Source organism: Clostridium sp. CM036 (assembly GCF_055081135.1).
The window spans coordinates 3,588,773-3,607,994 of record NZ_CM143652.1 but is presented as its reverse complement, the minus strand read 5'-3'; the positions used below and the strand labels follow the sequence as shown (position 1 = coordinate 3,607,994).

General features: G+C 31.3%; 15 protein-coding genes and 1 riboswitch. Of the genes, 1 reads left to right on the top strand and 14 read right to left on the bottom strand.

All coding sequences use genetic code 11. The features are described from left to right. Positions 1–74 precede the first annotated feature (74 nt). The 12 genes from rpsA to speD form a co-directional block, all read right to left on the bottom strand. Positions 75–1,118: a 30S ribosomal protein S1 gene (gene rpsA / locus ACWJKE_RS17115; protein ID WP_220286060.1), complete on the bottom strand. Its 1,044-nt coding sequence runs from the start codon at positions 1,116–1,118 to the stop codon at positions 75–77. A 55-nt stretch (positions 1,119–1,173) separates the two neighbouring features. After that, a complete protein-coding gene (cbiG, locus tag ACWJKE_RS17110) occupies positions 1,174–2,205 on the bottom strand; it encodes a cobalt-precorrin 5A hydrolase (protein ID WP_309550651.1) in 1,032 nt (343 codons plus the stop codon). A gap of 99 nt (positions 2,206–2,304) precedes the next feature. After that, positions 2,305–3,243 (bottom strand): ABC transporter permease, encoded by a 939-nt coding sequence (locus tag ACWJKE_RS17105; RefSeq protein ID WP_220286061.1) that lies wholly within the window; start codon positions 3,241–3,243, stop codon positions 2,305–2,307. Further along, positions 3,236–4,315: an ABC transporter permease gene (locus ACWJKE_RS17100; protein ID WP_220286062.1), complete on the bottom strand. Its 1,080-nt coding sequence runs from the start codon at positions 4,313–4,315 to the stop codon at positions 3,236–3,238. Before ACWJKE_RS17100 ends, ACWJKE_RS17105 begins: the two co-directional genes overlap by 8 nt. Then, positions 4,316–5,836, bottom strand: a complete 1,521-nt coding sequence (locus ACWJKE_RS17095) for an ABC transporter ATP-binding protein (RefSeq protein WP_220286063.1) — start codon at positions 5,834–5,836, stop codon at positions 4,316–4,318. A gap of 35 nt (positions 5,837–5,871) precedes the next feature. Continuing rightward, a complete protein-coding gene (locus ACWJKE_RS17090) occupies positions 5,872–6,978 on the bottom strand; it encodes a BMP family ABC transporter substrate-binding protein (RefSeq protein ID WP_462952807.1) in 1,107 nt (368 codons plus the stop codon). 33 nt (positions 6,979–7,011) lie between these two features. Continuing rightward, positions 7,012–7,584 (bottom strand): xanthine phosphoribosyltransferase, encoded by a 573-nt coding sequence (locus ACWJKE_RS17085; RefSeq protein WP_165411646.1) that lies wholly within the window; start codon positions 7,582–7,584, stop codon positions 7,012–7,014. 128 nt (positions 7,585–7,712) lie between these two features. Then, positions 7,713–7,814: riboswitch (purine riboswitch) on the bottom strand. Between the two features lie 124 nt (positions 7,815–7,938). Further along, positions 7,939–10,371, bottom strand: a complete 2,433-nt coding sequence (locus tag ACWJKE_RS17080) for a glycogen/starch/alpha-glucan phosphorylase (RefSeq protein WP_216302037.1) — start codon at positions 10,369–10,371, stop codon at positions 7,939–7,941. A gap of 21 nt (positions 10,372–10,392) precedes the next feature. Continuing rightward, positions 10,393–11,832 (bottom strand): glycogen synthase GlgA, encoded by a 1,440-nt coding sequence (glgA, locus tag ACWJKE_RS17075; protein ID WP_220286065.1) that lies wholly within the window; start codon positions 11,830–11,832, stop codon positions 10,393–10,395. A 123-nt stretch (positions 11,833–11,955) separates the two neighbouring features. Next, complete coding sequence (gene glgD / locus ACWJKE_RS17070; protein ID WP_216301948.1) at positions 11,956–13,065, bottom strand: glucose-1-phosphate adenylyltransferase subunit GlgD; 1,110 nt, start codon at positions 13,063–13,065, stop codon at positions 11,956–11,958. Positions 13,066–13,083: 18 nt separating this feature from the next. Next, complete coding sequence (locus ACWJKE_RS17065; protein WP_216301947.1) at positions 13,084–14,238, bottom strand: glucose-1-phosphate adenylyltransferase; 1,155 nt, start codon at positions 14,236–14,238, stop codon at positions 13,084–13,086. An 855-nt stretch (positions 14,239–15,093) separates the two neighbouring features. Then, a complete protein-coding gene (speD, locus tag ACWJKE_RS17060; RefSeq protein ID WP_216301946.1) occupies positions 15,094–15,912 on the bottom strand; it encodes an adenosylmethionine decarboxylase in 819 nt (272 codons plus the stop codon). Positions 15,913–16,199: 287 nt separating this feature from the next. Here speD and asd point away from each other — a divergent pair, with 287 nt between their 5' ends. Continuing rightward, complete coding sequence (gene asd, locus ACWJKE_RS17055) at positions 16,200–17,285, top strand: aspartate-semialdehyde dehydrogenase (RefSeq protein ID WP_216301945.1); 1,086 nt, start codon at positions 16,200–16,202, stop codon at positions 17,283–17,285. 467 nt (positions 17,286–17,752) lie between these two features. On the opposite strand, the gene ACWJKE_RS17050 is transcribed toward asd, so the two are convergent. Beyond that, positions 17,753–18,223 carry a hypothetical protein gene (locus ACWJKE_RS17050; protein ID WP_220286066.1) on the bottom strand — a complete coding sequence of 157 codons (471 nt, stop codon included), beginning with the start codon at positions 18,221–18,223 and terminating at the stop codon, positions 17,753–17,755. A gap of 252 nt (positions 18,224–18,475) precedes the next feature. Then, a complete protein-coding gene (locus ACWJKE_RS17045; RefSeq protein ID WP_462952806.1) occupies positions 18,476–19,219 on the bottom strand; it encodes a permease prefix domain 1-containing protein in 744 nt (247 codons plus the stop codon). Between the last annotated feature and the right edge of the window lie 3 nt (positions 19,220–19,222).

Below are 19,222 nucleotides of genomic sequence, written 5' to 3'. Positions count from 1 at the left end.
AGACTTTTTTAAAAATCTATGCTTCTTGTAGCTCTATTAAGTAAAACTATTATTAATTATTTTTACTTACAAATTTATTCAAATTTAAAGTTTTTGAATTTATCTCCTAATATATCAGCTAAAGTTAATCCAGCTTCTTCTTCTTGCTTATATTGTGAAAAATCTTCATTTCCTCTTGCTGCTTCTCTAATACTTAGGCTTATTCTTCTATCTTTTTCGTTTATTTCACCGATTTTAACTTTTACAACTTCTCCAACTTTTAATACGTCAGAAACTTTTGCTATACGTTCTTCTGATATTTCTGATAAATGAACTAGTCCTTCTACTCCTGATTCAAGTTGTACAAAAGCACCGAAATCCATTAATTTTACAACAGTTCCTTCTACTATAGCACCAGGCTTGTAGTTGCTTACTATATTCTTCCATGGGTTTCCTGCTTCTGATTTAAGTCCTAAAGATATTCTTCCTTTTTCTTTATCAAAATCTAAAATAGTAACTTCAACTTCATCTCCAACTGACACTACCTCTGCTGGATCTTGAACTCTTTTCCATGATAATTGTGAAACGTGAATAAGACCATCAATGCCGCCTAAATCTACAAAAGCACCAAATTTAGCAAGTCTAGTTATAACACCTTTTCTCTTATCGCCCTTTTTGAGTTCATTCCAAATTATATCTTTTTTACCTTCATTCTCTTCTTTTTCTATTACTCTTCTTGATAGAACTATGTTTTTATTTTCTTTATCAAGTTCTATTATTTTAACTTCTAAAGTTTTGCCTTTAAAGTCTTCTAGGTTTTCTATATATGAATCTGAGATTTGTGACGCAGGTATAAATGCTCTAACTCCATCAATATAAGCCGTAGCTCCGCCTTTTACTATGTCACTAACTGTTACTTCTAACGTTTTATTCTCATCTACGATTTCCTGTAATTTTTCCCAAACTTTAACGCTATCTTCACTTTTTTTAGCTAAAAGCACGTCATCAGTATTATCCATCGCATCTTTCATTGTAATTTCTTCACTACTATCTACTGTCATATCTTTCATGATAACTTCCTCATTACCATCTGTTGTCATATCTTTCATTATAACTTCTTCTTTATTATCTGTTGTCATATAAATACACTCCTCTTATTGCATAATTGTTACTAAAAATATCTTCTTTATTATATCATACTTCACCTATACATAACGTCATACCATCTAATTTCATCTTATTTTTTATAATCCTTGCACCACTAAGTTCTACACAAGGCTCACAAACAGCTCTAACTCCAATAGTTTTTTCAACGAAATCACTACCGTAAAATTTATGTTGTACTTGCTTTATATCTTCTGCCGTAAATATTTTAAGTTGGCATTTAAAATAATCTACTAGCGCATTTATTGCAACCTCATCTTTTTTTATCAAAATCGTCGTTATAGACTTTATAGACCTAATATCTATATTATATTCTTTAAGAACCCTTAATACAGTTTGTTTCATTTTCTGGGTTGAAAAATCTTTTCTACATCCTATCCCTAGTACGATATTTCTTCTTATTAATTTAAGCGTAGGCACTATATGTCCCTTTAAATGATTATCAGTACTCTCTGAGCTGCAAATGTATAGTAACCCACTAATGTCCTCTAAATTACTACTATATCCAACGGGCGTTTGTACTATCCCTCTTTCATCAAAAAATCCAATTTTTCTTCCCTCTACTAAAAGAGCCGCTATTTCTTTTGCTTTTTTCAAATCTTCAATTATAAGTCCATTATCTTTTGCTATCATATCTGGAGCATAAATACCTAAATTATCTGTAGCAGTAGTTATTATCGCTTGTGATTCGAGAAGCTTACTAACCTTTAATGTAAGCTCATTTGCGCCTCCTAAATGACCGCTTAAAAGACTTATAACATAATTACAAGAATTATCTATAACTAATACTGCAGGGTCCACATCCTTACTTTTTATGTATGGCGCTATAGCTCTAACTGCAATACCTGTAGAACTTATAAATATTACACCTCTATAGTTTTCCATTACATTTCTACTAACTTCCTTAAAATTAAAATCACTTTGCTTTTTCTTTGAATACAAATCAATGTTAAGGCTTGAAGCTAAAATATTAGCTATTTGATCTCCCTTTTCTGTAAATGTAATAACTGCATATTTCATTTTGTCACCATTCCTATTATATATCATACTATTATTATACACAAAACATAAAATAATTGGGGACAGTTAACAACTATTTGCATTTGAATAATTATTAAATGTCCCCTATTATGTATCATGTAAAAAAATTCGAGAAATTAACTATCTTTCTTCTCTAAAATAGGGGTTTCCGAGTCCAGCCGGTGGTGAGTTTTCACTAGATTTTTTCATTGATACTATTACTAAAATAATTATTGTAACTAAATATGGTAGCAAATCAATAAGATATTGAGATACTGAAAAATTAGGTAATCCTTGAAGTCTAAAACCTACTATGTCAAGCCCTCCAAAAAGGTATGCTCCTATAATCGCTCTATGAGGTCTCCAAGTTGCAAAAATTACTAAGGCCACTGCTATCCATCCTCTGCCAGATGTTACATTCTCCTGCCATGCTGGAACATAAACAAGAGATAGATATGCTCCTCCAAGACCACAAAGAGCTCCGCCTACTAATGTATTCACATATTTATACAAATTAACGTTTATACTAGCTGCATCGGCAGCTGCAGGATTTTCGCCAACTGCCATGGTGTTTAAGCCCTTAGTAGTTTTATATAAATATATAAACAAAAGCAAAGTTATAATATATCCCAAATATACAAACACATCTTGATTAAAAAATATATCTCCTATAAAAGGTATATCTCCAATTAATGGAATTCTTTTAGGTACGAAAAATGATTTAACCTTATCTGGGGTAACTTGCCCAATCAATTTTTTACCTATCATACTTGAGAACCCTGTTCCAAATATAGTTAGCGTAAGACCACATACAACTTGATTTGCCCGAAGTGTTATAGTTAAAAACGCATAAATTAACGCTCCAAAGGCTCCTGAAATCGCTGCAGCTATCATTGCTATAACAGGATTTCCCGTACTTAAGCCTGCCATAAATCCAATGACAGATCCCATAAGCATCATGCCTTCTACACCTAAATTAAGGTTACCTACCTTTTCAGTTAATAATTCACCTAATGTGGCAAAAAGTAGAGGTGTACCTGCTACAACCGCAGCGGCTAAAAATGTTGTTATACTATTCATTTCTATTTTCCTCCTTTAATATGCCTTGATAGTTAAAATTTATTTTATATTTAATGAAGAATTCACTGCCTAATACAAAAAACAGTATAATTGCTTGTATTAATTGTGCAGCCGCTTCAGGTATTCCAAATGCTGTTTGAATAAATGACGCTCCTTGTAATAGAGCCGCAAATAGTATAGATACTATTACTATAATGGGTGCACTTAATCCTGAAAGCCAAGCTATAATTATAGCTGTAAATCCTGCCCCACCTGCAACTTGTGCAGACAGTGTCCTACTTACAGCTGATACTTGAATTACACCTGCAATTCCACAGAGTGCTCCACTTAAAAATATAGCTATGTACATGGTTTTTCTAATTTTAATGCCTGCATACAATGCTGTTTTTTCACTTTCTCCAAGCACCGAAATTTCATAACCCTTCTTAGTATATTTCATGAAAATATACACTATAATCACAAGTATAATTGCGATTATCCATCCCATATGTATACCAAAAACATCTGGAAGCGTTGCATTTGGCGATAAGTTAGGTATTTTAGGGAAACCCATTGCTCTCTTATCCTTCCAAGGTCCATATTGTAGGTATGTAATAAACTTTAAGGCTATGTAATTTAGCATTAATGTTACAATCGTTTCATTAGTATTCCATTTCCCCTTAAGTAAGGCTGCAATTAATGCCCATAACCCTCCGCCTAAAATACCTGCACAAAACATTATTAATAACAATGGTAATTTATCCATATAGGGAAATTTCAATGCAAAAAAAGTAGCAGCAAAGGCTCCCATTACTATTTGTCCTTCTCCACCAATATTCCAAAATTGCATCTTGAAGGCTATCGATATTCCAAGAGAAGCTACAATCAGTAGTATTGCCTTAATAAGTGTTTGCTTAATACTATAACTCGAGCCAAAGCTTCCCTTTATAAGAGACGCATATACGTCTATTGGATTAAGTTTAATTACTAACAAAAACATACCTAGTACCAATAATGATAGGAGGATTGCAATGCTTCTAATTTTAAAATTATCAGTTTTGCGAGTTTCAGCTCTTTTAACAATCTTCATCATCTAATTCTCCTCCATCTGGGCAGTATTTCCCACCATCATCATACCAATTTCTTCTCTTGAAGCTTTTTTCGCATCAACAATGCCAGTAACCTCACCATCACAAAGCACCATAATCCTATCGCACAACTTAATTAACACATCCAAATCTTCTCCAATGAATAATACTGCCGTTCCTTTTTCCTTCTCTTGACTTATTAGGTCGTAAATCGTATAACACGTATTAATATCCAAGCCCCTTACCGCATATGCCATAACAAGAATCTTCGGATACATACTTAATTCTCTTCCAACTAATATTTTTTGAATATTCCCACCTGATAAATATTTTATGGGATGATGTATGTCCGGTGTCTTAATTTCAAATTTCTCAACCATTTTTTTTGCTTTAATTACGACTGGTTTTCTATCTATAAATATCCCCTTTTGCGTGTGGTAATCCTTTAGCAAAAGGTTATCCACCATTCCCATAGAAGCAACAAGTCCCATTCCTAATCTATCTTCTGGTATAAAGCTCATACTTATGCCTTTATTAATAATATCTCTAGGAGATTTCCCTACTAGATTCTCCCCCTCAAGAACTATTTCACCACTTGCTACCTTCTCAATTCCTGCAATGGCCTCACATAATTCCCTTTGGCCACTTCCAGCAATTCCAGCCACGCCAAGAATTTCAGAACTTCTTAGGCTGAAACTAATATTTTTAATTATCTCTGCCTTTTCAGCATTTAACACTTTCAAGTCCTTTACCTTAAGCATTATATCTCCTGGCTCTTTATTTACCTTATTTATAGATAAATCCGCTTTGCGACCCATCATAAGTTCTGTTAATTGCTTTGGAGTGGTATTTTCTTTTTCAACTGTTTTTATAGCTTCACCTTTTCTTAATACAGTAATTTTGTCACAGATCTCCATTACTTCATCCATTTTATGACTTATAAATATAATTGCACAGCCTTGTTCTTTCATCTTTCTCATTATTTTAAATAATTTTTCAGTTTCACGTTGAGTAAATACCGTAGTAGGTTCATCTAATACCAAGACATCAGCACCTCTATAAAGTACTTTAAGTATTTCAAGATTTTGCCTCTCTCCTACTGCCATATCACAAACATATTTGTTTACATCCATCTCTAAATGAAATTTTTCACATATATCATTAATCTTTTTAATTTCTAACTTGTCATTAAAAAATAAGCCTCTATTTTGACCCAGTAATATATTTTGCTTCGCAGTCATTTCCTCAACTAATTTAAAATGCTGATAAATCATTCCTATACCAGCTTTAATAGCATCCTTTGGAGAAGTAAAATTCATATTTTTCCCATGAATAAAAATAGAGCCACTATCAGGAGTATATACCCCTGATAGCATATTCATGAGAGTGCTTTTACCTGCCCCATTTTCACCTAGTAGCGCATGAATTTCCCCACCATGCACCGTTAAATTCATATTCTTATTAGCTATTACCTTTCCGAAGGTCTTACTAATATTCTCTATAGATACATAAGGGATTTCATTCATATTAAATCATCTCCTCCATATTTTAAAATCATATATTATTTCTCTATTTTTCCTTCTACGCCTTTAACAAACCAATTAAATTGTAGTAATTCCTCATCTGTCATGACTTTACCTTTTTCAATTTTAGTAGTTCCCGTTTGGTCCTTTAAAGGTCCTACAAATATTTTGTTTTCACCTGAAAGAATCTCTGTTTTAGCCTTTTCTACAGCCTCTTTTGCTCCAGTTGGTGCATTTTCTGTGAGCGGCGCAAGACTCACTACTCCAGATTCTAAACCTTTCCAATAACTTCCTGATTTCCACGTACCGGCTTTAATAGCTTTTATTTGCTCAACATAATATGGTGTCCAATTCCAAACTGGCGATGTCATATATGCTTTAGGTGCTTTAGCTTTCATATCTGTATTATATCCAATAGCGGATATTCCTGCTTCTTCTGCAGCTTGTAATGGCCCTGCAGTATCTTGATGCTGGGTAATTACGTCTACACCTTCTGCAATAAGTGCCTTTCCTGCTTCTTTTTCTCTAGCTGGGTCATACCAAGTATTAGTCCATTTTACTTTTACTACAGCTTTCGGATTCACTGATTGTACCCCTAGAGCAAAAGCATTTATTCCTCTTATTACTTCTGGAATTGGGTGTGCTGCTGCATATCCTATTTTATTAGTTTTAGTCTTCATCCCAGCAACTATCCCTGAAAGATACCTTGCTTGATAGATACGTCCAAAATAGTTTGACATATTTTCTGAAGTTTTGTACCCAGATGCATGTAGATATTTAACTTCAGGATGTTTCGCAGCTGATGCTTCCATTCCATCCATAAATCCAAAACTTGTTCCTACAATAACGTTAGCTCCTTGATTAATCATTTCTTCACATACTTTTTCAACTTCTGCTAAATCCTCTTTTACTGATTCTTTATACAAAGTTTTTACAGCTAGCTGTTTTTCAATCTCTTTTCTTGCAACATCATGAGAGTAAGTCCAGCCTTCGTCACCTACAGGTCCTACATATATAAACCCTACGTTTATTTCCTTTTTTTGCGTACCTTTTGTCTCAGTTTTCTTATCAGTGCCACATCCTGCAATCATTAAAGGCATAACTAATGTAAGTACTATTAATAAACTTCCTAATTTTTTCTTCATTGTTAATTCCTCCCCTATAATAAATAATAAGTCTTAGCTAAAAACTATCTTGTTATCTTGTAAAGATTTTATTATGGCTAATGATTCTACTTTAACACCCTCCTTTTCTATGCATATTCTTCCATTTTGAAATGCTTTTTCGATTACAATTCCCACTCCAACCACTTCGGCTTCAGCCTGACGTACAATTTTTATAAGTCCTAATGCAGCATTCCCATTAGCTAAAAAGTCATCAATTATTAAAATCTTATCTTCTTTTTTTATATATTTTTTACTAGTTCTAATTTTATAATTCTTATTTTTTGTAAAAGAAAACACATCAGCTTCATATGTATTGCTATCCAAATTAGTGGCTTCATGTTTTTTTGCAAAAACTACAGGAATGTTACCAAAGTATTGTGCCACAATACATGCTATTCCTATACCTGATGCTTCAACTGTTAATATTTTTGTGATTTCATGTTGTGCAAACCTTTTTTTAAATTCTTTTCCAATTTCATTTAATAGCACTATATCAATTTGATGATTCAAAAAACTATCAACCTTTAAAATTCCACTACCTATTACTGACCCTTGCGTTAATATTTTATCCTTTAATATTTCCATAATCTTCTCCTTTATTAACTATATTTTCGACATACGATTCATTGCAAAACAAAAAACTCCTCTATTAACGGCTTAACGCGTTAGCTAGGGAGTTTATAATAAAAAAATTCATTTTAGAATAATTTAACTATTTTTATTAAAACACCCATAGTCAAGTATTTTACGGCTACTTGGTAGAAACGCTTAGTCCATATTTCTAAGCTTATATGAGTTTGCGAATATTAAGTTTTGTTTTTTATTAATTGTTCGTATTTATAGTTGTATATCAATACTACAACATTTTTTTCGTTAAATCAATATGTATTTAAAAAAATGCTGTACTAGATAATAATCTAGTACAGCATTTTTATACAATTATAATTTAATATTAACCGCAGGAATTCCCCAAATTTCTTTTGCATATTTCTCTACAGTGTTATCACTTGAAAAGATACCCGACTTAGCAATATTTGTAATGGCCATTTGTTGCCAAATGGACTTTTGTCTATATAACCTGTCAATTTCTCTATGTGCCTTTACATAAGCATCAAAATCTTTAAGCACAAAATACTCATCATTGTGTAATAGTAAACTATCATATATGCTCATAAATTCCATTTTAGGAGTTTCTAAAAATCCATTTACCAATTGATTCACTATAGTATTTACTCTTTGATCGCTATTATATATATCATAAGAGTTATAACTTTTATTCTTGTAATATTCTATTACTTCTTCTGATGTTAGTCCAAATAATATAATATTTTCTTTTCCGACTGCTTCAAATATTTCTACGTTTGCCCCGTCTAAGGTTGCTAGTGTTATAGCCCCATTCATCATAAATTTCATGTTACCAGTTCCAGAAGCCTCCTTAGATGCAGTAGAAATCTGTTCACTAACATCAGCACAAGGAATAATTTTCTCAGCTAATGACACACCATAATTTTCAAGGAATACTATCTTTATTTTACCGCGCGCTATAGGATCATTATTTATCTTAGAGGCTATTGTATTAATAAGTTTAATAGTTTGTTTTGCTATATAATAACTTGGAGAAGCTTTCGCACCAAATATAAAAGTTCTTGGAACCATATCTAAATTAGGGTTTTCAAGAAGCTGGTTATATAAATGCATTATATGGAATACATTTAAAGTTTGTCTTTTATAGGAATGCAGTCTTTTTACCTGAACGTCAAATATGGAATTCGGATCAATTTCAGTTCCATAGTTGGTTAATATATAGTTTGAAAATTTTATTTTATTATTCGTTTTTATGCTATGTGTTTTTTCTTGAAAAGCGGTATCCTTTGAATAATCCATTAATTTATGGAGCTCATTTGGAGACTTTACCCACCCATAACCTATAGTTTCCGTTATAAGTTCTGCGAGCTTTTGATTAGAATTTAATAGCCATCTTCTATGAGTTATGCCATTAGTTTGGTTGTTAAATTTTTCTGGGAAGAACTCATAAAAATCAGCCAATTCTTGATGCTTTAATAATTCTGTATGCAATTTTGCAACTCCATTAACAGAATGGCTTCCTACAATAGCGAGATACGCCATCCTTATATATCCATCATAAATAATAGACATTTTATTGACTTTATTCCAATCTCCATTGTACCTATGATACACTTCATTACAAAAACGCCTGTTTATTTCTTCTACAATCATATAAATACGTGGAAGTAATTTTTTAAACATATCTACAGGCCATTTTTCTAGTGCCTCTGCCATAATTGTATGGTTAGTATATGCCATAGTTCGCGTTGTAATATCCATTGCAGCGTCCCAAGATAAACCCTCCTCATCAATTAATAGCCTCATTAGTTCAGCCACAGCTACAGCCGGATGGGTATCATTTATCTGCACCGCCACGTGTTTATGAAACTCACTAAATGAAAGTTTCTTCTTTTTATAATTTCTTAAAATACTTTGTAATCCAGCACTCACAAAAAAATACTCTTGCTTAAGCCTTAGTAATTTACCCTTTTCATAGCTATCATCTGGATATAAAATTTGTGAAATAGCCTCCGCTGAATATTTGTTTTCACCAGCTTTTGCATAATTTCCTTGACTAAAGGATGAAAAATCAAAATCTTCCTCCATAGTTTCTGCGCTCCAAAGCCTTAATGTATTTACAGTATTATTCTCATATCCTTTTATTGGAGTGTCGTATGGTACCGCCCTTACACACTCATAATTTTCATGGCTAACTCTTGTTAATCCATTCTCTTTATTTAAATGTACATCTCCACCAAATCTTACTTCTACAGACTTGCTTTCTTTTCTTATTTCCCACGAATTACCATTTCTTAACCAATTATCAGGAACTTCTACTTGATAACCATTTTCTATTTTCTGTTTGAATAATCCATATTTATACCTTATGCCGCAACCATGACCCGGTATCTGCGTAGATGCCATAGAATCTAAGAAACATGCTGCCAATCTTCCAAGCCCACCATTACCGAGCCCCGCATCCGATTCTATATCCTCTATCTTTTTTAAACTAATTCCTAAATCATTAAGAGCATCCTCACAAATATCCTTTATACCTAGATTAACTAGATTACTATCTAGTAATCTACCAATTAAAAATTCCATAGAAAAATAATACACTTGTTTTCCTCTATTTTTTCCATACGCTTTATTACTTTCTATCCATGGTTTAGAGCAATAGTCTTTTACTAGTGCACCTAAAGCATAATATTGATGCAGAGGCGATGCATCAATTTCATCTTCTGCAAACATTGTTTGTAGTTTCTCTACATAGTCCAATTTAAATATTTCTTTATCTATTACTATAATATTCACCACCTAGCAATTTTAAAATTTACTTTTCAGATTAGTATATAATTCCATATAGTTTTCAGCCGAATTTTCCCAACTATTGTTTGAAATCATGGCATTTTGAACTAATTTATTCCAAGACTCTTTGTCTTTGTATAAATCCAGAGCCCTCTTTATAGCATCTAACAATTCTTGACTACTATAATTTTCAAAAGAAAAACCATTACCAATACTAGTATATTTATTATAAGGGATAACGGTGTCTTTGAGCCCTCCAGTTTCCCTGACAATTGGAATACTTCCATATTTCAAGGCTATAAGCTGGCCTATGCCACAAGGTTCAAATAAAGATGGCATCAAAAACATATCTGAAGCAGCGTATATTTGCTGTGCTAGCTCCTCATCGAAAATAATATTTGTCGATATCCTACTTGGGTAAATAGACGCAAAGTATTGAAATATATCTTCATAATATCCTTCACCATTACCAAGCAGTACTATCTGTATTGGAAGAATAAGCAATTCCTGGAGTTTATCCACAATTAAATCTAAGCCTTTTTGTTTCACTAGTCTAGTGGTAATTCCTATCATTGGCATTTCTTCATCTACGGTAAACCCTAGTTTTTCTTGTAGCTTTAATTTGTTTTTCACTTTCTGTTTTATACTTTTTTCATCATAATTGCAAAATATTTTTTTATCCACCCTAGGATCATAGAGATCATAATCTATACCATTTACTATGCCATATATATTTTCAGCCTTTGAGGCTAATAATCCATCTAGCGATTCCCCATAAAAAGGAGTTTGTATTTCTCTTGCATAAGTGTTGCTTACAGTAGTTACTGCATCTGAGAAAACAATCCCGCCCTTCATAAATGATACATTGTCATAAAATTTTAATGCTTCATCATTAAAATATTTCCAATCTAAATCTATTAAATCACCTAGTATCTCTTTGTTGAATACTCCTTGATATTTCAAATTGTGTATAGTGAATACACTTTTTATTTCATTATATCGCTCATCTTCACTATAATTTTCTTTAAGTAAAGCTGGTACTATTCCAGAGTGCCAATCATTACAATGAATTATATCTGGCACGAAATCCCCCATGTATTTTATAGATTCTAAGATTGCTTTTGAAAAGTAAGAGAATCTCTCTCCATCATCATAATATCCATATATCTCAGGCCTTTTAAAATAATCTTCATTATCTACAAAATAATAAGGCACCTCATCATAAGTCAAATGTTGTAGTCCACAATACTTATCTCTCCAACCAACTTTAACCTTAAAACTAGCTATAGTTTCCATGCAATTTTTAAATGACAAAGGAATTTTACTATATTTAGGTATAATTACTCTTGCGTCAATGCCGAGCTTTCTTAAAGCTTTAGGCAGTGCATATGCAACATCCCCAAGGCCTCCAGTTTTTATAAAAGGATATGCTTCAGAAGCCACAAATAATACTTTCATACTAAACCCCCCATTAAATATATGAAAATAAATAACAAGTAAGTATACTTGTTATTTTGTAAACAAGCTGAACAAGTAAGTATACTTGTTATTTATTTTCATATACCTTATTTTTTAAAATTGTTATGGCCGAAATTTTTTTTCAATAACCACCGGAAAATCTTCATCCCCATTTAGTACTGTATTTTCACTTATAATTGTATTTTTATCAATTATAACATTAGTCAGTTTACAACCTTTTTTAATTTCGCAATTCTGAAATATTATACAATTTTTGATTTCTGCCCCTTCGTGTACCGTCACCCTTCTTGAAATTATACTTTTCTCTATACTTCCTTTTAAAATACATCCATTGGAAATCAAAGCATTACTAACCTTTGATCCATTAAAGTATTTAGTAGGAGCTTCATCTTTACTCTTTGTATAGATTAACCCTTTGTTAAAGAATAATTCCTTGGTTACTTTACCATTTAGCATATCCATACTAGTTTTATAATAATTTTTTACAGAATTTACACATTGGAGGTATCCTTTAAACTCATATGCATTTACATTAAGTTCAGTAATTTCACTACAAATAACTTCTTTCATCGAATTATGATATCCAGTCTGAATGCACTTGTTTACAATAGCTATAAGAGTGCTTTTTTTCATTATATACATTTCCATTGATATATTTAGTTCGTCCTCTGCTCCTATGTTTTTTCCAATGTTCAAAACTTTATTTTCTTCATCAATATATAAAGTGCTACAACTTACATAATGCGTCTTCCCATTATTTGTTTTTTTGTATACTACCGTTATATCGCTACCGGATTCTTCGTGATACTTAGCAGCCTCATTGTAATCCATGTTACATAACATATAAGAAGAAGATATTATTACATACTCTTGCTTAGTTCTATAAATATATTCCATGTTTTCACTTATTGCATCTATATCTTTTAATTGTGATGTTTCTGAGGTAAGATTAAACAAAAATAGTCCATTTATTTTTCTATCTAAATCCCATGGTTTCCCTGAACCTAAATGATCCACTAAGGACCTCGATTTTGTGTTAGTAAACATACCTATATTATGAATACCCGAATTAATCATATTCGAAAGCACAAAATCAATAATTCTATATCTCCCACCTATAGGAATCGACGCTATAGGTCTCGATTTTGTAAGACTTTTAATATTATCTTCTTGCTCATTTAACATTAATATTCCTATATAATTTTTAAGCATGCTCTCACCTCGCAAGTTTTATAATTTAGTTACTTTCTTTGAATCAACCTTAATTTCTCTTCCTTGTTCTATAACAATAATGTCTTCTCCATTGCCAATATGCACATTACGTCTTACGGTAACATTACTTCCTATAATAGCTTTATCTATTACCACATTATTGCCTATTTTAGTATTAGGTAGAATTACGGAATTAGTTATTTTAGTGTTTTTTCCTACATGTACTCCATGAAAAAGCACACAATTGCTTATTTCTCCAAAAACAGTACATCCCTCATTGAGCATTGCATTGTCAATGCTTGCGCTAGGTCCGATATATTGTGGTGGCATCATAGGGTTCACTGTATATATTTTCCATTGATTATCATGTATATCGAGTTCGTTATCGTCAGATAGCAAATCCATATTAGCTTCCCATAAACTTTCAATAGTACCAACATCTCTCCAATACCCTTTGAATGGATATGCATATAATTTTTGATTATTTATCAACATTTTTGGTATTATATTCTTACCAAAATCGTTACTGGAATTTTTATCAAGGTTATCATCTTTTAAAAGCTGTTTAAGAACAGACCATTTAAAAATATAAACTCCCATAGATGCTAAATTGCTTTTAGGCTCTTCTGGTTTTTCATCAAATTCAAAGATGCTGTGATCCTCTCGTGTGTTCATTATTCCAAATCTACTTGCCTCGGCCTTCGTTACTTCTAATACTGCAATGGTAACATCTGCGCCTTTTTCTTTGTGATAATCTAACATTTTGGAATAATCCATTTTATAAATATGGTCTCCTGATAAAATAAGAACATACTCTGGTTCGAAGCTATCGATGTAATTTGTGTTTTGATATATAGCATCTGCTGTGCCATTATACCAATTTCCACCATCTTGACTTTGGTAAGGTGGAAGTAGACTCACCCCTCCGTTTTTCCTATCTAAATCCCAAGGTGCGCCTATACCTATATGAGAGTTTAAAGCCAAAGGTTGGTATTGAGTAAGAACTCCTACAGTGTCTATATCCGAATTAGAACAATTACTTAAAGAAAAATCTATAATTCTATACTTTCCTCCAAATGGAACCGCAGGCTTTGCTGTGATTTTAGTTAATTGTTTTAGTCTTGACCCTTGGCCTCCTGCCAATATCATAGCTATCATTTCTTTTTTTATCATGCTAGTTCTCTCCTTTCTAAACCTTTACTAATTAAATCATCTCCTGCGGAGCTACAATACTAACTTTTACTAAAGCTAACATCTTACTTAATAAAGATTTTTACACATTTTTACACCTAATTACCTCATCATGTAAAAACACAAAAAAAAATCTTTAGAAAATGCATACATTAATGAGAACAAATACGTTTCATAAAATTTATCTACAAGGTACATAGAATCTTTAGGGATTTTCAAAACAACTAATCAAAGAAAAATATTTGATGGCTTGCCATCCCCAAGAGGCTCATCCACAATTTCGCTTTAAAAATTAGGAATATACCCTCCACTTTAAACATATAAAAATTATAATTTAGTAATTGTATATAATAAATTTTGAATTCTAAAATTTATTAAAACGAAAGCAAAGCCTTATTTAACTGCATTTATTTGAATATTTATAATAATATTTTTATAATGTTTTTATAATTGTATCATAATAATAGGGAAAATATTGGTGGATTTTGCTCCTTATAATAATTATTTATCTACAAGTTTACTAAAGTTTCTTTTAGGATTAGAATATTATTACACTGTTTTAAGTTTCATAATAAAAATATATAAATATTTAAAGATAATTACATTTTTTTTATATCAATAAAATTTTTTTGGGAATAAGTGTTACATTTATAACTATATTACCCGCCAATATTCTGTTAAATATTTACAATTATTTTCTGTATCAGTTTTTATTACAGATAGCTAAAAATCTATAACTCTATAATCATGCTTTATGATAAAGCTCATAATTATTAAGGCACATTAAAATGAATAATTATTCATTTTAATGTGCCTTAGATAAAATTTCATAGAAATTTACTCATTAGAAATATCCATACCATAAAATATTTCGCCCATTTCCTTTTTTAATTTTTGTATAATATCACATTTTTCATCTTCATTTAAATCTTCTTGTTTAATCTCAAATAAATAATTATCAAGCTCAAAATCGTTTAATATCATTTTAGTATGAAATATATTAGATTGATATATATTCATATCAATTAAGTTGTATTTATTTATAGTTTCTTTTGAAATATAATCTTGTATAGAATTAATTTCATGATCTATAAAATGTTTTTGACCATCCATATCTCTAGTGAAGCCGCGAACTCTATAATCAATAGTAATAATATCCGAATCAAAACTATCTATTAAGTAATTTAGAGCTTTTAATGGCGAAATAGTACCACAAGTGGCTACATCTATATCTACTCTAAAAGTGCTTATATCATTTTGAGGATGGCTTTCAGGATAAGTATGTACTGTTACATGACTTTTATCTAAATGTCCCACGATATTCTCACGAATCGGAGTTAAAATTCCTCTATTACAGGTAGGATCCACCACATATAATGGAATTTCTTCCTCTGAAATAAGTAATGTTACGCTTGCTCCTTGGGGATCATAGTTCTGCTTTGCAATATTTAGCACACTTGCGCCTATCGTCTCAGTAACGTCGGTAAGAATTTTTGTTAACCTCTCAGCGTTGTATTGTTCATCAATATACTCTATATATCTTTTGCGATCCTCTTCTGTTTTTGTATAGCAAATATCATAAATGTTAAAACTTAATGATTTTGTTAAGTTGTTAAACCCATAGAGCTTTATTTTATTTTTCTCATTTTTAGCCAACTTTATTCCCCATTTCTATTAGACTTCTTCTAAAGAAAATTATATAACTTATGACTTCATTGTCAAGATATAAATTTATCGTTTCTTTCCATTCTATATAATAAATTGCTTGAAGTATATACTTTTTAACATTATAATTATTTATAATAGCAATATATATAATAGTAGTATATATGATTTTATGTTTATCATACTATTCCCTGTATAACATGGATATTAATATATTTAAGTGTAATATTTATATTTTTCTACAAATGTATATCATTAGAATCGGAGGTATTAATACAATGTATAAAAAATTAAAAGTTGGATTATTAGGTGGAACTGGATTTGTTGGTCAACGTCTTGTTACACTACTTGAAAATCACCCTTATTTTGAAATAGCTGTTATTGCTGCTAGTGAGAACTCTGTGGGTAAAACTTATTATGACGCAGTAAATAACAGATGGAAACTAGACGTACCTATGCCTGAAAGCGTTAAAAATATTGTAATTAAAAATATAAATGAAGTAGATGTAATAAGCAGCGAGGTAGATTTTGTCTTCTGTGCTGTTAATATGAACGCTAATGAAATAAGAGAAATTGAAGAGAAATATGCAAAGGCTGAAACTCCTGTAGTTTCAAATAACTCTGCACACCGAGGTACACCTGATGTTCCAATGGTTATTCCAGAAATAAATGCTGACCATTTTGAACTAATTAACGCACAACGTAAGCGTTTAGGCACTAAAAGAGGCTTTATTGTTGCGAAACCCAACTGCTCAATTCAAAGTTATGTTCCTGCTATAAGCGCCCTTATGGAATATAAACCCACAAAAATATTAGTTTGCACCTATCAGGCTATATCAGGTTCTGGAAAAATATTTTCAGACTGGCCGGAAATCATTGACAACGTTATACCCTATATAGGTGGAGAAGAAGAAAAGAGCGAGCAGGAACCCCTAAAAATTTGGGGCCATATGGAGAATAATAAGATAGTTAATGCTGCGGAACCTATAATTTCAACTCAATGCATTCGTGTTCCTGTGGCAGATGGTCACTTAGCTGCAGTTTTTGTTTCTTTTGAAAATAAACCATCAAAAGAAACTATTTTAAAGCATTGGGCAAGTTACGAAGGCAAACCACAGCTTTTAGAACTACCAAATGCCCCAGAGCAATTCCTAACTTATTTTGAGGAAAATGATAGACCTCAAGCTAGACTAGATAGAGATATTGAAAAAGGAATGGGCATATCACTTGGAAGACTTAGGGAAGATAAATTGTTTGACTATAAATTTGTTTGCCTATCTCATAACACTTTACGTGGTGCAGCCGGTGGCGCAGTGCTTTCTGCTGAACTTTTAATGAAAGAAGGTTATTTAACTTCAAAATAAAGAGAAAAAAAGTATATATTACGCGTATTGCAATACGATTAATGCATTCACTTGACTAAGAACTACTAATTTTATTTTTAATTAATCTGCTAGAAAACATAAACTCGCTGTCGCTCAAACATATGTTTTTCGAAACGCATCTTAATTAAAAATAAAATAAGAAGTTCTAAAGCTTGCTTCAATGCATTATACGTAATATATACTTTTTTTGCGCCTAAAAATCAGTGTTTTGCGAATATAAAATTCTCTGCCTCTGGGTAGTTCTCTTAGATACATAACAATTATTAATTATTATGTGACCACACTCGACATCCTGCCTCAGGTTCGCTAGCACATCCTTCTGCTTATCTTTTATGTTTTACAACCTTTAAGAGAATCCCCAAATTTTGAGTTTACCTTAATTCAGATTATAAGAATGATATGTCTTAACTTTATAGGTAATTTACCTAAGATAATACTCATTAGCTTTATATCTTATTAATGATCTTAATGAATCCATTATCTAAATGTTCTCTTAGAATATATAAAATTGAATTAAGACTTTTCTTTTCAAAAGCTAAGTCGTTGGGGCCAGCATTATTGTAATACATAATTTTCACTTCATGTGTTTTATTGTAAATTTCCACTCTTTTTACTTGACTCCATGCCGTACTAGAATTGGTACATGCCAAAAAACCGTTCTCATAAATACCTTGTCTTAATTTTGAGATAAGGTAAAATTCAATAAATAAACCTAATCCAAGTAACACCTCAAAAGATTTTTGTCTTTTATAAATCATTAAACTTCCTAAGATTGCACCGATAAGAAGCATTACAATACTAAAAATTTTACTGTGCTTGGATTGTATGATTAATTTTCTTTGTTTAACAAGTGATAATATAGTAATGAATAGCATATAAGCCATTTGAATCAATATTGGGATATCTGTTCTATCCATATTTTCTCCTTTCTTATCTAATATAACTTAGTATTATTTCGACGTATCACCATTCTTCTTTTTCCCAACACTCATCAATTAAATGTTCATTTTCCAGCTTCACATTATAGACATAACCTGTCCAGTTTATCTGACTTTTTTAATAAATCTCCTTCTGCTTATCTTTTATATTTTACAACCTTTAAGAGAATCCCAAAATTTTGAGTTTCCCTTAATTTGAATTATAAGAATGTTCCCAAGCAACATCTTTAATCAGCGCCTAAATTTAATACGTAAATCAACCTTTATTAAAGCCCAAGCAATGATTGATATTAAGCAACAACCAAGCCAGACAAAGGATGATATACCTATTTTTCTTAGATACCTAAGGGGAACGTCTTCATTACTGCTACCTATAATTATATTTTTGCTACCCTTCTCTGTGGTAATCTGCTTGCTCGTAGCTCCAATACCCTCCTCAACAGCTTCACCTTGAAAATCACTTGGATATATGTATTCTATATTTTCCAACTTAAAATTAACATTAAATGGACTAGCCAGTGCTACATATATAAGCTTTTTTTTAGATTTATTAAATACTGTACTAATATCTTTATTTATAGAATCTATGTTATCTTTTCTATATGAATTCATTATAGTAAAAATTTCATTATTTCTTGTCTCAATTTGTTTCCAATAAATGTCGGTGCCTATTATAGAAACAGAACCAGATATTATGGTTATTAAGAGAAAGGCTACTGCTATTATTAATGTTTTTTTTGCCTTCTTGTTCACAAACTTAAATATACCAATTAATTCATTTTTAATTTGATTTTCTTCACCAAATCTATTAATTGCAATGGAAATGCTTTCTTCTTCAGATTTTCCTTCAGACTTTAACTCTTCTATCAGTTGCAATAAATGATTTTTCATTTCATATTTTAATGATTCGATTTCTTCTTTATTGCCACCTACATGTTTGTAAACTGAATTAACATACTTATCAATCTGTTCCATAAA